General features: G+C 67.5%; 12 protein-coding genes. 7 read left to right on the top strand and 5 right to left on the bottom strand.

The annotated features are described in order from the left end of the window. The 4 genes from C6P64_RS11210 to C6P64_RS11195 all read right to left on the bottom strand — a co-directional run. A partial coding sequence (locus C6P64_RS11210; RefSeq protein WP_105748656.1) for a hypothetical protein occupies positions 1-715 on the bottom strand: 715 nt, incomplete at its 3' end. Positions 716-774: 59 nt separating this feature from the next. After that, positions 775-2,778, bottom strand: a complete 2,004-nt coding sequence (locus C6P64_RS11205) for a PhoH family protein (RefSeq protein ID WP_245911702.1) — start codon at positions 2,776-2,778, stop codon at positions 775-777. 191 nt (positions 2,779-2,969) lie between these two features. Further along, complete coding sequence (locus C6P64_RS11200) at positions 2,970-3,446, bottom strand: peroxiredoxin (protein ID WP_105748652.1); 477 nt, start codon at positions 3,444-3,446, stop codon at positions 2,970-2,972. A gap of 157 nt (positions 3,447-3,603) precedes the next feature. Further along, entirely contained in the window at positions 3,604-3,978 is a 375-nt protein-coding gene (locus tag C6P64_RS11195; protein WP_105748651.1) for an Mth938-like domain-containing protein, read from the bottom strand. Positions 3,979-4,031: 53 nt separating this feature from the next. On the opposite strand from C6P64_RS11195, the gene C6P64_RS11190 reads away from it, so the two are divergent. From C6P64_RS11190 to C6P64_RS11165, 6 genes are read left to right on the top strand one after another with little or no spacing between them, the layout of a single operon-like run. Next, on the top strand, positions 4,032-5,273 hold the full coding sequence (locus tag C6P64_RS11190; protein WP_105748650.1) for a pyridoxal phosphate-dependent aminotransferase: 1,242 nt from the start codon (positions 4,032-4,034) through the stop codon (positions 5,271-5,273). A 36-nt stretch (positions 5,274-5,309) separates the two neighbouring features. Beyond that, complete coding sequence (locus tag C6P64_RS11185) at positions 5,310-6,632, top strand: homoserine dehydrogenase (protein ID WP_105748649.1); 1,323 nt, start codon at positions 5,310-5,312, stop codon at positions 6,630-6,632. Continuing rightward, positions 6,632-8,062, top strand: coding sequence for a threonine synthase (gene thrC, locus C6P64_RS11180; protein WP_105748648.1), 1,431 nt, complete (start codon positions 6,632-6,634; stop codon positions 8,060-8,062). Before C6P64_RS11185 ends, thrC begins: the two co-directional genes overlap by 1 nt. Positions 8,063-8,118: 56 nt before the next feature. Next, on the top strand, positions 8,119-9,486 hold the full coding sequence (locus C6P64_RS11175) for a molybdopterin molybdotransferase MoeA (RefSeq protein ID WP_211296833.1): 1,368 nt from the start codon (positions 8,119-8,121) through the stop codon (positions 9,484-9,486). Positions 9,487-9,492: 6 nt separating this feature from the next. Next, positions 9,493-9,744, top strand: a complete 252-nt coding sequence (locus tag C6P64_RS11170) for a MoaD/ThiS family protein (RefSeq protein WP_105748646.1) — start codon at positions 9,493-9,495, stop codon at positions 9,742-9,744. A gap of 2 nt (positions 9,745-9,746) precedes the next feature. Next, positions 9,747-10,253, top strand: a complete 507-nt coding sequence (locus C6P64_RS11165; protein ID WP_105748645.1) for a molybdenum cofactor biosynthesis protein MoaE — start codon at positions 9,747-9,749, stop codon at positions 10,251-10,253. A 56-nt stretch (positions 10,254-10,309) separates the two neighbouring features. Here the strand turns inward: C6P64_RS11165 and C6P64_RS11160 are convergent, their stop codons facing one another. After that, complete coding sequence (locus C6P64_RS11160) at positions 10,310-11,404, bottom strand: RNA methyltransferase (protein WP_105748644.1); 1,095 nt, start codon at positions 11,402-11,404, stop codon at positions 10,310-10,312. A 115-nt stretch (positions 11,405-11,519) separates the two neighbouring features. On the opposite strand from C6P64_RS11160, the gene clpB reads away from it, so the two are divergent. Beyond that, entirely contained in the window at positions 11,520-14,123 is a 2,604-nt protein-coding gene (gene clpB / locus C6P64_RS11155) for an ATP-dependent chaperone ClpB (protein WP_105748643.1), read from the top strand. Positions 14,124-14,508 lie beyond the last annotated feature (385 nt).

The raw sequence follows: 14,508 nt of genomic DNA, 5'->3' as shown, positions 1-14,508 counted from the left end.
ATTGATGACACGCCCTAGAAAAAAGTCCTGAATCCGGGTTCAGCTTGGCTGGCACGCCGTCGAGCCAGACCGCTTCCCGGTCCAGCCGGGTGGCGTTTGCCAGGTCGATGTCGAAGGTGATTCCGAGCGCGCTGGCGAGCCGGGGCTGCTCGATCGGCAGCTCCCAGCTCAGGAAGACCTGGCTGCCATCCGACTCGGCCGAGAAGTCGCCTGGATCGAATCCATCCTTGTGCCGGTCGATCACGGCATGAGGCTGGGCCGTGTCGAAGATCACCACCCGGCCTCTTTGCAGCGGGATGCGCTGCCCCGTGGCGGGAAAATGCAGGTCCTGCCCGCGGTCCTCGCTCAGGAACAGGTTGCAGAAGGCCAGTGATCCATATTGCTCCGCATCATGGTGGTAGCGAGCGCCCAGGCAGGCCATCAAGGCCAGCTCGGATGGCGCCAGCAGTCCTGGCAGGCCTTGCGAGTCCATCCAGTCGCTCATCGCCTGCACGCACAGCCGGTAGTCCGGCCAGCGCACCCTTGACCTGGCCAGTGACAGCGGCTCGACATCGCCGGCCTCCAGGCCCAGGCGCAGGATCTCGCGCTGCCAGTCCGCGCCCAGCCTGGCCGAGAGAGGAGGCAGTTCCAGCAGGCCCGACAGCACGACAGGGCTCACGCTTCGGCTGCGCAGGCCGGCATCGGTGGAGAAATAGGCAACGAGCGGGCCTGGCATCTGGTCTTCCATGAAAAAGCCCGCACGAGGCGGGCACTGGCTTGAGGTGAGGTGAAGGCTTACAGCACGTCGCTCGCGTAGTCGGCCAGGCGCGAGCGTTCGCCGCGTGCCAGCGTGATGTGGCCGCCATGCGGCCAGCCCTTGAAGCGGTCGACCGCGTAGGTCAGGCCGCTCGAGCCCTCGGTCAGGTAGGGTGTGTCGATCTGCGCCAGGTTGCCCATGCAGATGATCTTGGTGCCAGGGCCGGCGCGGGTGATCAGCGTCTTCATCTGCTTCGGGGTCAGGTTCTGCGCCTCGTCGATGATGACGTACTTGTTCATGAAGGTGCGACCGCGCATGAAGTTCAGGCTCTTGATCTTGATGCGGCTGCGGATCAGCTCGTTGGTCGCCGCGCGGCCCCATTCGCCGGCATTGCCGCCTTCGCCCTTGGCCAGGAATTCGAGGTTGTCGTCGAGCGCGCCCATCCAGGGGCCCATCTTCTCCTCCTCGGTGCCGGGCAGGAAGCCGATGTCCTCGCCGACGCTGACCGTCGCGCGCGTCATGATGATCTCGGTGTAGCGGCGCTCGTCGAGCACCTGGGACAGGCCGGCGGCCAGCGCCATCAGCGTCTTGCCGGTGCCGGCCGTGCCGGCCAGGGTCACGAAGTCGATCTCCGGGTCCATCAGCAGGTTGAGCGCGAAGTTCTGTTCGCGGTTGCGGCTGCTGACGCCCCAGACCGCGTTCTTCAGGTGGCTGTAGTCCTTGAGCGTGCGCAGCACGGCGGTCTTGCCACGCACCTCGGTCACGCGCGCATAGAGCGCGGGCTCGCCCGGCGCCTCGAAGTAGACGAACTGGTTCAGGTTCATCTGCTCGGCCATCGGTCCGCTGATGCGGTAGAAGGTGTGCGGGCCCTGGGTCCAGCTCTCGACCTTCTTGCTCTGGTGGGTCCAGAAGTCGGCCGGCAGCGCGAGCCAGCCCGGATAGAGCAGCTCGTCGTCGGCCAGCGCCTTGTCGTTCTCGTAGTCCTCGGCCTGCAGCCCGAGCGCGCGCGCCTTGACCCGCATGTTGATGTCCTTGGACACCAGCACCACGCCGCGCTCGGGATAGCGTTCGGTCAGCGCCTTGACCACGCCGAGGATCTGGTTGTCGGCCTTGCCCTGGGGCAGGGCCGGCAGCGTGACATCGAGCGGTTCGGTCTGGAACAGCAGCAGGCCGGTGGCCTCCTTGTGTCCGATCGCCGCCAGCGGCAGGCCCTGCGCGATGTCGCCGCCGCTCTTGGCCGCGAGCTGGTCGAGCGAGCGGCTGACCTGGCGCGCGTTGCGTGCGACCTCGGTCATGCCCTTCTTGTGGCCGTCGAGCTCCTCGAGCACGATCATCGGCAGGTAGATGTCATGCTCCTCGAAGCGGAACAGCGAGACGGGATCGTGCATCAGCACATTGGTGTCGAGCACGAACAGGCAGGAGGCGGCACGGCCCTGGTGGCTGCGCGGCTTGATCGCCGCCTTGGCCTTGCGCGCAGACTGGCGCGCTTCGGTGGCCGGCAGCTCCGTGCTGGCTGCTGCGGGACTCGCGGCGCTGGCCACGGCTTCGGCCGTGGGCGCGGTGGCTGCCCCGGTGTCTGCCACTGCAACGGCGGCTGCGGCTTCAACAGGCAGCGGCTGGGCGCTGGATGCGACCACCTGGCTGACTGCGGCGACTTTCTTGCGCGCGGGCGTCTTGCGTGCCGGCTTGGCTGCAGGGGTAGCGGGCGTCGCCTGGGTGCCGGTTTCCGCGGCGGCCTGGGGTTCGGCGGCCGCCTGTGCCGGCTGGTCCAGGACCACGACTGGTGTGCCGACCGCGACGGTCTCGGCCTGCACGACTTCAGCTGCCGGGGCGGCCGCGCGGCGACGGCTGCGTACCGGCTTGGCCGCAACGGGTGCCGGCGCGCTCGCCGCGGTCACTGGTTCCGCCAGCCATTCGGCCGGGGTCGGGCTGTCGGCTTCGGCGGCTTGCTGGCTCGTCACGGTCTTGCGACTGGCCTTGACCTCGAAGGCCTCGGGCGAGATTCGTGCGGCTTTGCGGGAGGGGGCGGGGGGCAGGGGCATGGTCGGACCAGAAAGCAAAAAGCCGCCGGGAATCACCGGGCGGCTAGGGATGACGGGGTGGCAAAGAGGTAAGTTGCAATGCCTTGTAACATGCAAAACATTATGCCCCAGCACCGCGTCAGCTGGCGGCCGGATGCCGCCGCTGCCTGCCGGGCGTTCTGCGCAGGGCGCAGGGACCCGGCCCGAGCTTATTAGGCAGCCTGCTTGAGCGCCTTGACGGCGGCCAGCACTTCCTCGACATGGCCGGGAACCTTGAGGCCACGCCATTCCTGCTTGAGCTGGCCGTCGGCACCGATCAGGAAGGTGCTGCGCTCGATGCCCTTGACCTTCTTGCCGTACATGATCTTGTTCTTGACCACGCCGAACATGTGGCACATCTTTTCCTCGGTGTCGGCGATCAGCTCGAACGGCAGCTCGAGCTTGAGCTTGAACTCGTCGTGCGACTTCATGTTGTCGCGCGAGACGCCGAAGACGACGGCACCTTCCTCGACGAAATGCTTGTAGTGGTCGCGGAACTGCATCGCCTCTGTGGTGCAGCCGGGGGTGTTGTCCTTGGGGTAGAAGTACAGCACCACCACCTGTCCGTGATGCGACTGGTTGCTGACCTTGACACCCCCGGTCGCATTGGCTTCAAATTCAGGAATAAGTTTATTGACAACAACGGCCATCGTTCGGCTCCCTGCTCGGATCGGGTAAGGTAATATGCCGCCGTGCACGGAATTTCCCGACCTTGTCAAGGTCGGCTAGTCATGCACGGCTACGGGAATCAGCCTGCTATTTTACCCCGAAGCGGGCCCCTCTCCCGGCGGGCGCCTGCGCGCTGGCTCAGGGGGTTTCGAGCAGCAGCGCGGCGACGACCCGGCGTCCTTCCTGGGCCAGTATGTTGTAGGTGCGGCAGGCCGCGGCCGTGTCCATGGTCTCGACCCCGATGCCGCGCTCGATCAGGCCGCGCAGCAGCGCGGGCGAGACGAAGCGCAGCTTGGCGCCGCTGCCGAAGATCACCACTTCGGGCGCGTCGTCGGCCAGGCTGGCGAAATGCGCGGCGCTCAGCTCAGCGAAGCTCCGGCAGCCCCAGTCGCTGCAGCGGCCCTGCGAGCTCACGACCAGGCTGTGGTGTTTTTTCTCGCCGCTGACGGCAATCCAGTCCTCTGCGTAGGCATTGATGAACAGGGTGTCGAAGCGGTCAGGTTGGAGTTTCATGGCCAGAGCTCAAAATTGTGGTGAAATTATAGGTTTCACCCGAGGTTGAGACTATGCCAGCCCCCATCATCCATAAATCCGCCAAGCTGGACAACGTCTGTTATGACATCCGTGGACCCGTGCTGGACAAAGCGCGGGCGATGGAGGAAGACGGCCACAAGATCATCAAGCTCAACATCGGCAACTTGGCGGTGTTCGGCCTGGAGCCGCCCGACGAGATCGTGCAGGACATGATCCGCAACCTGCCGCAGGCGGCCGGCTACACCGACAGCAAGGGCCTGTTCGCGCCGCGCAAGTCGATCGTGCACTACTGCCAGGAAAAGCGCATCGCCGGCGTCACGGTCGAGGATGTCTATCTGGGCAACGGCGCCAGCGAGCTGATCGCGATGTCGATGAACGCGCTGCTCAATCCGGGTGACGAGATCCTGGTGCCCGCGCCCGACTACCCACTGTGGACCGCCTCGATTTCCCTCTCGGGCGGCACGCCGGTGCACTACCTGTGCGACGAGCAGTCCGACTGGAACCCGGACCTGGCCGACATCGAGCGCAAGATCACGCCCCGCACCAAGGGCATCGTGATCATCAACCCGAACAACCCGACCGGCGCGCTGTATCCGGACGCGGTGCTGCTGCAGATCGTCGATATCGCGCGCCGGCACGGCCTGATCGTGTTTGCCGACGAGATCTACGACAAGGTGCTGTACGACGGCAATGTCCACACCTCGATCGCGTCGCTGGCCGATGACGTGCCCTTCATCACCTTCAACGGCCTGTCGAAGAACTACCGCAGCTGCGGCTACCGCGCCGGCTGGATGATCGTCTCGGGCGACAAGCGCCGCATCAGCGACTACATCGAGGGCCTGAACATGCTGGCCTCGATGCGCCTGTGCGCCAACACGCCGGGCCAGCTGGCGATCCAGACCGCCTTGGGCGGCTACCAGAGCATCGACGACCTGGTCGCGCCGAGCGGGCGCCTGTGCCGCCAGCGCGACCTGGCGCACAAGCTGCTGACCGAGATCCCGGGCGTGACCTGCGTCAAGCCCAAGGCGGCACTCTACATGTTCCCGCGGCTGGATCCCGAGATCTATCCGATCGCCGACGACCAGCAGTTCGCCTACGAGCTGCTGGCCGAGGAGAAGGTGCTGATCGTGCAGGGCACGGGCTTCAACTACCCGACGCCGGACCATTTCCGGCTGGTCTATTTGCCGCACGAGAACGACCTCGCCGATGCGGTCGGTCGCATCGCGCGCTTCCTGGCCAACTTCCGCAAGCGCCACGGTACCGACCGCGCCTGAACCCCCTTTTCAATTTTTGCAACTGGAAGATATCCGATGAAACCGATCCAAGTCGGCCTGCTGGGCATAGGCACCGTGGGCAGCGGCACGTTCAACGTGCTCAAGCGCAACCAGGAAGAGATCACCCGCCGTGCCGGCCGCAGCATCCAGATCACCATGGTCGCCGACCTCGACGTCGAGCGCGCCCGCTCGGTGGTGGGCGAGGGCGTGCAGGTGGTCAACGACGCGCGTGCCGTGATCGCCAATCCCGAGATCGACATCGTCATCGAGCTGATCGGTGGCTACGGCATCGCCAAGGCGCTGGTGCTCGAAGCGATCGCGGCCGGCAAGCATGTCGTGACCGCCAACAAGGCACTGCTGGCCGTGCATGGCAGCGAGATCTTCGCCGCCGCCCAGGCCAAGGGCGTCATGGTCGCGTTCGAGGCCGCGGTGGCCGGTGGCATCCCGATCATCAAGGCGCTGCGCGAGGGACTGACCGCCAACCGCATCGAGTGGGTGGCCGGCATCATCAACGGCACCACCAACTTCATCCTGTCCGAGATGCGCGACAAGGGCCTGGACTTCGACGTGGTGCTCAAGGAGGCGCAGCGCCTGGGCTATGCCGAGGCTGACCCGACCTTCGACATCGAGGGCGTGGACGCGGCGCACAAGGCGACCATCATGAGCGCGATCGCCTACGGCATCCCGGTCCAGTTCGACAAGGCCTATGTCGAGGGCATCACCAAGCTCGGCGCGGCCGACATCAAGTACGCCGAGCAGCTGGGCTACCGCATCAAGCTGCTGGGCATCACCAAGCGCGTCGAGGCCGGCGTCGAGCTGCGCGTGCACCCGACCCTGGTGCCGGCCAAGCGCCTGATCGCCAACGTCGAGGGCGCGATGAACGCCGTCGTGGTGCAGGGCGATGCCGTCGGCACCACGCTCTACTACGGCAAGGGCGCCGGCTCCGAGCCGACCGCCTCGGCCGTGATCGCCGACCTGGTCGACATCACCCGCCTGCACACCGCCGACCCGCTCAACCGCGTGCCGCACCTGGCCTTCCAGCCGAGCGCGCTGAGCGACCTGCCGGTGCTGCCGATGAGCGAAGTCGTGACCAGCTACTACCTGCGCCTGCGCGTGGCCGACAAGGCCGGCGTGCTGGCCCAGGTGACCGGCATCCTGGCCGGCCTGGGCATCAGCATCGACGCGGTGCTGCAGCGCGAGGCCGACGAGGTGGCCGGCGAGGGCGCGACCCAGACCGACCTGATCATCCTGACCCACGACACCCGCGAAGGCACGATGAACGACGCGCTGGTGCAGATGCAGGCGCTGCCGACGGTGCTGGCGCCGATCGCCCGCATCCGCAAGGAGGAACTGGCCTGATGCGCTATCTCTCCACCCGCGGCCACGCCGACCGCAAGCGCTTCTGCGAAATCCTGCTCGAGGGCCTGGCGCCCGACGGCGGCCTGTACCTGCCCGAGTCCTACCCCCAGGTCGACGGCGCCCAGCTCGAGCAGTGGCGCCAGCTGCTGCGCGAGCAGGGCTATGCCGCTTTGGCCTTCGAAGTGCTGTCGCTCTACATCGACGACATCCCGGCCGATGACCTGCGCGCGCTCTGCGCCAAGACCTACACCGAGCAGGTGTTCGGCAGCAAGGAAATCGTGCCGGTGCGTCCGCTCGAGGACGGCCTGCTGATCGAGGCGCTCTCGAACGGCCCGACCCTGGCCTTCAAGGACATGGCGATGCAGCTGCTGGGCAACCTGTTCGAGTACGAACTGGGCCGCCGTGGCGAACAGCTCAACATCCTGGGTGCGACCTCGGGCGACACCGGCAGCGCGGCCGAGTACGCGATGCGCGGCAAGCAGGGCGTGCGCGTCTTCATGACCAGCCCGAACGGCCGCATGAGCCCGTTCCAGCAGGCGCAGATGTTCAGCCTGCTCGACGCCAACATCCACAACCTCGCGATCGAGGGCGTGTTCGACGACTGCCAGGACATCGTCAAGGCGGTCAGCAACGACCTCGAGTTCAAGCGCCGCTACAAGATCGGCACCGTCAACTCGATCAACTGGGCCCGCCTGCTGGCCCAGGTGGTGTACTACTTCGCGGGCTACCTGTACGCGACCGAGTCGAACGCGCAGAAGGTCAGCTTCGCGGTGCCGAGCGGCAACTTCGGCAACGTCTGCGCCGGCCATGTCGCGCGCATGATGGGCCTGCCGATCGAGCAGCTGGTGGTGGCGACCAACGAGAATGACGTGCTCGACGAGTTCTTCCGCACCGGCATCTACCGCGTGCGCGGCAGCGCCGACACCTACGAGACCTCGAGCCCGTCGATGGACATCTCGAAGGCGAGCAACTTCGAGCGCTTCGTGTTCGACCTGCTGGGCCGCGATGGTGCGCGCGTCAAGGCGCTGTTCGGCGATGCGCTGAATAGCGAGGGCCGCTTCGACCTGAGCGCCGATCCGCATTTCGCGCAGGCCGCTGCCCGCTACGGCTTCGTCAGCGGCAAGAGCACGCACGCGAACCGCCTGGACACCATCCGTGACACCTACCAGCGTTTCGGCCAGATGATCGACACCCACACCGCCGACGGCGTCAAGGTGGCGCGCGAGCATCTCCAGCCCGGCGTGCCCATGATCGTGCTCGAGACCGCGCTGCCGATCAAGTTCGCGGCCACCATCGTCGAGGCGCTGGGCCAGGAGCCGACCCGTCCCGCGAAGTTCGAGGGCATCGAGGCACTCCCGAAGCGCGTGCAGGTCATGCCGGCCGATGTCGCACAGGTCAAGGCCTATATCGAGGCGCATTGCGCCGACTGAGGGCTTGAGCCTGTCGTCTTCCTCCTGCCTGTCCCTTCCACCGTCGGGTTGTCGCCATGAGTGATGCAGTCCATGAAGTCCCAGCTCCGCGCCGTCCCGGGCTGATGAGCCTGGAGCAGGCGCTGGAGCAGTTGCTGGGCGCAGCCCGGCCGCTCGCCGGCCAGCAGTCGGTGGCCACGCTCGAGGCCGACGGCCGGGTGCTGGCGCAGGACATCCGCTCGGCGCTCGACGTGCCGGGCTTCGACAACTCGTCGATGGATGGCTATGCGGTCAACAGCGCCGAGGTCGCGGCGGCGATCGCCGCGGGCCGGTCGCTGCCGGTGTCGCAGCGCATCCCGGCCGGCCATTTCGGCCCGGCGCTGCAGCCTGGCAGCGTCGCGCGCATCTTCACCGGCGCGCCTGTTCCCGCCGGGGCCGACGCTGTTCAGATGCAGGAGGAAGCCGAGGTGCTGGCCGATGGATCGGTGCGCCTGCTGCAGGCGCCCGTTGCCGGCCAGTTCATCCGCCGCCGTGGCGAGGACATTCGCCAGGGCGAGGTCGTGCTGGCAGCCGGCACCCGGCTCGGGCCTGCCGAGCTGGGCCTGGCCGCCAGCCTGGGACTGGCCGAGCTGCCGCTGCGCCCGCGCCCGCGCGTCGCGCTGTTCTCGACCGGCGACGAGCTCGTGATGCCGGGCGAGGTTGCGCCCGAGGCGATGGCGCCCGGTGCCATCTACAACTCGAACCGCTATTTCCTGGCCGTGCTGCTCAAGCGCCTGGGCTGCGAGGTCAGCGACCTGGGCATCGTGCCGGACCGGCGCGAGGCTACGCTGGATGCGCTGCGCGCTGCCGCCGAATCGCACGACCTGATCGTCACCAGCGGCGGGGTCTCGGTCGGCGAGGAGGACCATGTCAAGCCGGCGGTGCAGCAGCTCGGCGGCCTCGACCTGTGGCAGATCGCGATCAAGCCCGGCAAGCCCTTTGCCCATGGCTGGATCGCGCGCTCAGGCAAGGTAACCCAGGCCGGCCAGCTGGACGGGTCGGGCCAGGCCGGTCAGACTGGTGAGAGCGCCGACCGCTGCCATTTCGTCGGCCTGCCGGGCAATCCGGTCTCGAGCTTCGTGACCTTCCTGCTGCTGGTGCGGCCCTTCCTGTTGCGCCTGCAGGGCATCAGCGCCGGGCAGGGCGTCACGCCTGGTGGGGCCGACGGCCTGCCGCCGGCGCTGGCCTTGCCGGCGCATTTCGACTGGCCGCGCGCCGATCGTCGGCGCGAGTTCCTGCGCGTGCGCCGCAATGCCGCGGGCGGGCTGGACCTGTTCCCGAACCAGAGCTCGGGCGTGCTGACCTCGGTCGCCTGGTGCGACGGCCTGGTCGACCTGCCGGCCGGGCGCACCATTGCGCGCGGCGAAACGGTCAACTTCATTCCCCTGGCGGCCCTGCTGGGCTGAAACCGCATGCAGATCGAGATCCGTTTCTTTGCCTCGCTGCGCGAGGCGCTCGGGCTTTCCAGCCTGAGCTGGCAGACCGAGGCCGGCACCGTGGGCGCGCTGCGCGACGAACTGGTCGCGCGCGGCGGCGTCTGGGCCGAGGTGCTGGCGCGCGGCCGCGCGGTGCGCGCCTCGCAAGACCAGGTCATGGCCAGTGACGCCACGCCGCTGCGCGAGGGCGCGGAAGTCGCCTTCTTCCCGCCGGTGACCGGGGGCTGAGCATGTCGGCACCCGAAGCAGCCGCCAGCGCCCAGCGCCGCGCCAGCGTCAGCATCCGCCACGAGGACTTCGACCTGAGCGCAGAGGTCGCCGCCCTGCGCGAGGGCATTCCCGCCGTCGGCGCGGTCTGCGCCTTCGTCGGCACCGTGCGCGACCGCAACGAGGGCGCCTCGGTCGCGACGATGGAGCTCGAGCATTACCCCGGCATGACCGAGAAGGCCATCGAGGCCATGATGGAGCAGGCCTTCGCGCGCTTCGACATCCTGGGCGCGCGCGTGGTGCACCGGGTCGGCCTGCTACAGCCGCAGGACCAGATCGTGCTGGTCGCGGTCAGCTCGATGCACCGCGGCGAGAGCTTCCAGGCCTGCGAGTTCCTGATGGACTACCTCAAGACCCAGGCGCCGTTCTGGAAGAAGGAGGTCACGCCCGAGGGCGCGCGCTGGGTCGATGCGCGCGTGAGCGATGACGCGGCGCTCTCGCGCTGGGGCATCGCCTCGGGCAACGCCTGAGCCAGGCTGACCTATCCCGACCGATCGCGCGGCCAGGCTTCCTTTGCAGGCGAAGGTCAGCAGGCCGGGGTCGCCGGAGTCTGTTCCCGCTTCATGAAGCTCAGCGGCGCTTCAGTCCTTGTATTGCCGGCCTTCTGCTGATCCGGCTGCTGGCCCAGCGCCCTCGCGCGCAGCTGGCCGCAGCCGCCGTCCACGTCCTGCCCGGCCGAGTCGCGCAGGCAGGCGATGATGCCGTGGCGGCGCAGCGCCTGGGTCATCTCCCAGGCGCGCTCCTCGGATGGGCGCTGGAAGCCCGAGCCCTCGACACTGTTGAAGGGGATGAAGTTCATCATCGCCTTCTTGCCCTTGAGCAGCGGGATCAGGCGCTCGACCTCGTCGTCGCCGTCGTTGATGCCTGCCAGCAGCGTCCACTGGTACTGGATGGGATAGCCGGTGGCCTGGGCGTAGCTTTCTGCCTGCTCGACCAGTTCGGCCGGGGTGATGCGCGGCGCGCGCGGCAGCAGTCGGGCGCGCAATGCCGCGTCGGTCGTGTGCAGCGACACGGCCAACGCCGGCTTGACTTGGCCCTGCGGCAGGCGCTCGAAGGCGCGCGGGTCGCCGACGGTCGAGAACACCAGGTTCTTGTGGCCGATGGCGCCATGCGTCGCGAGCAGCTCGATGGCGTCGAGCACATTGTCGAGGTTGTGCGATGGCTCGCCCATGCCCATGAAGACGACCTTGTCCACCTTGCGCAGGCTGCGCGCGAGCACGACCTGGGCCACGATCTCGGCCGAGCTGATCTGGCGCAGCAGGCCGCTCTGGCCCGTCATGCAGAACTGGCAGCCGACCGCGCAGCCGACCTGGGTCGAGACGCAGATCCCGCCGCGCGGCAGCAGCACGCTCTCGACCGTCTGGCCATCGGCCAACTCGACCAGCAGCCGCGCCGAGCCGTCACTGCCGGGATGCACGCTGCGGATGCGTGCCAAGGCTTCGAGATCGGCCTGCAGCGCGGGCAGACCCTTGCGCAGGCTCAAGGGATAGTAATGCTCGGACTGGCGCCTGGTGCGCTGGTCGAGCGCTCTAGCCTGCAGCCAGGCGCGCAGGATGCGGTCTTCGTGGACGGGGCGGGCGGCGAGCGCGCGCAGGCGCTGCCTGATGTCTTGGATCTGCATGGGATGGGAATGCTAGCACCTGAGGTGCGCCCGATACGACGCTGGTCTCAACGACCTTGAAATGCTCGCCACCGGCCCCCAAGTCCGACACAATCAATCATCACGGAGGTACTGGATGCGAGCTGACAGACTCACCACCAAGTTCCAGGAGGCGCTGGGCGAGGCGCAGACGCTGGCGCTGGGCAACGACCACGCCTATATCGAGCCGGCCCATGTGCTGGCTGCCATGCTGGCGCAGCAGGACGGCCCGCGGTCGCTGCTGCAGCGCGCCGGCGTCAATGTCGCTGTCCTGGCCCAGGCGGCCGACGCGGCGATCAGGAAGCTGCCCCAGGTGCAGGGCCAGGAGCAGGTCCAGGTCGGGCGCGACACGGTCAGCCTGCTGCAGGCGGCCGAGAAGGACGCGATCAAGCGCGGCGACCAGTTCGTCGCCAGCGAGTCCTTCCTGCTGGCGCTGGCCGACAGCAAGACCGACCTCGCTGCCGCCGCGCGCCAGGCCGGCCTGCAGCGCAAGACCCTGGAAGCCGCGATCGTCGCGGTGCGTGGAGGACAGAACGTGGACAACCCGGAAGCCGAAGGCCAGCGCGAGGCGCTGAAGAAATACACCCTGGACCTGACCGAGCGCGCACAGCAGGGCAAGCTCGATCCGGTGATCGGCCGCGACGACGAGATCCGCCGCGCGATCCAGGTGCTGCAGCGCCGCAGCAAGAACAATCCGGTGCTGATCGGCGAGCCCGGCGTCGGCAAGACCGCCATCGTCGAGGGCCTGGCCCAGCGCATCGTCAACGGCGAGGTGCCCGACTCGCTGCGCGACAAGCGTGTGCTGGTGCTCGACATGGCGGGGCTGCTGGCCGGCGCCAAGTTCCGCGGCGAGTTCGAGGAGCGGCTGAAAGCCGTGCTGAAGGAAGTCGCGCAGGACGAGGGCAGGATCATCCTGTTCATCGACGAGTTGCACACCATGGTCGGCGCCGGCAAGGCCGAGGGCGCGATGGACGCGGGCAATATGCTGAAACCCGCCCTGGCGCGCGGCGAGCTGCACTGCATTGGCGCGACCACGCTGGACGAGTACCGCAAGTACATCGAGAAGGACGCCGCGCTGGAGCGCCGCTTCCAGAAGGTGCTGGTCGACGAGCCCAGCGTCGAGGACACCATCGCCATCCTGCGCGGCCTGCAGGAGCGCTACGAGAAGCACCACAACGTCGACATCACCGACCCGGCCATCGTCGCGGCGGCGGAACTCAGCCACCGCTACATCACCGACCGCTTCCTGCCCGACAAGGCGATCGACCTGATCGACGAAGCGGCGGCCAAGATCAAGATCGAGCTCGATTCCAAGCCCGAGGTGATGGACAAGCTGGATCGCCGCATGATCCAGCTCAAGATCGAGCGCGAGGCGGTCAAGCGCGAGAAGGACGAGGCCTCGCGCAAGCGGCTGGCTCTGATCGAGGAGGAGCTCGAGAAGCTGCAGCGCGACTACGACGACCTGGACCAGATCTGGAAGTCCGAGAAGGCCAGCGTCCAGACCTCGGGCACGCTGCGCGAGGAGGTCGAGCGCGTCAAGCTCGAGATCGAGGACTTCAAGCGCAAGGGCAATTTCGACAAGGTCGCCGAGCTGCAATACGGTCGCCTGCCCGAGCTGGAAAAACGCCTGAAGGAGGCGCAGGCCAAGGAGGCCGCCGGTCCCGACAAGGCCAAGGCGCCGAAGCTGCTGCGCACCCAGGTCGGCGCCGAGGAGATTGCCGAGGTGATCAGCCGCGCCACCGGCATCCCGGTCTCCAAGCTGATGCAGGGCGAGCGCGACAAGCTGCTGGCGATGGAGGACAAGCTGCACGAGCGAGTCGTCGGCCAGCACGAGGCGATCCAGGCGGTGGCCAATGCGATCCGCCGCTCGCGCGCGGGCCTGTCGGACCCGAACCGGCCGCTGGGCAGCTTCCTGTTCCTGGGACCGACCGGCGTGGGTAAGACCGAGCTGTGCAAGGCGCTGGCCGGCTTCCTGTTCGACAGCGAGGAGCACCTGATCCGCATCGACATGAGCGAGTTCATGGAGAAGCATTCGGTGTCACGGCTGATCGGCGCGCCGCCCGGCTATGTCGGCTACGACGAGGGCGGCTACCTGACCGAGGCGGTGCGGCGCAAGCCCTACAGCGTGGTGCTGCTCGACGAGGTCGAGAAGGCGCATCCGGACGTGTTCAACGTGCTGCTGCAGGTGCTCGACGACGGTCGCCTGACCGACGGCCAGGGCCGCACGGTGGACTTCAAGAACGCGGTGATCGTGATGACGTCCAACATCGGCTCGCAGCTGATCCAGGCCATGGTGGGCCAGGACGCCGAGGACATCAAGGACGCGGTCTGGGGCGAATTGAAGACCCATTTCCGGCCCGAGTTCCTGAACCGGATCGACGAGACGGTGGTGTTCCATGGCCTGGACGCCGCGCATATCGCCGCCATCGCCAAGATCCAGCTCCAGGTGCTGACCGAGCGCCTGGCCAAGATGGACCTGCAGCTGCAGGTCAGCGACGCGGCGCTGGAGGAGCTGGCCAAGGTCGGCTTCGACCCGGTGTTTGGCGCCCGGCCCCTGAAGCGCGCGATCCAGCAACGCATCGAGAACCCGCTGTCACGGCTGATCCTGGAGGGCAGGTTCCCGCCCCAGAGCGAGATCCCGGTCGATGTCGACCCGATCACGGCGCCGGGCCAGTTCCAGTTCGGGCGCGTGGTGCACTGAAGCTCCATGCCGGGTCGTCCCCGCTCAGGCGCGGGCTGGCCGATACATAACCCGACTGCACGAGCGAGTGCAAAAAGCAAAACAGCCCGTGAAGGGCTGTCTTGCTTTGGGACGGGCGAGAGGCTTACTGCACGCGCGCCTTGTTGATCAGGTTTTCCTGGTACTGCATGACCTTCTGCTGGGCCAGGGCCTGGACGATCTGCGGCTTGATCTGCTCGAGCGGGGGCAGTTGCTGGCCCGGATTGCCGGCGGCAAAGCGGTCGTACTCGGCCTTCACGTCGGCGTCGCTGACCTGGGTCTTCTGCTGCTGCTCGGCGAACAGCAGCGCGGCCATCACCTGCTGCAGCGCGATGGTGGCCTTCTGCTCGTAGCCCTTGCCGGTCTT

This window comes from Malikia granosa, assembly GCF_002980595.1.
GTDB classification, from domain to species: Bacteria; Pseudomonadota; Gammaproteobacteria; order Burkholderiales; family Burkholderiaceae_C; genus Malikia; species Malikia granosa.
The sequence above is the reverse complement of the archived record's forward strand: the minus strand, read 5'-3'. Positions and strand labels throughout refer to the sequence as shown.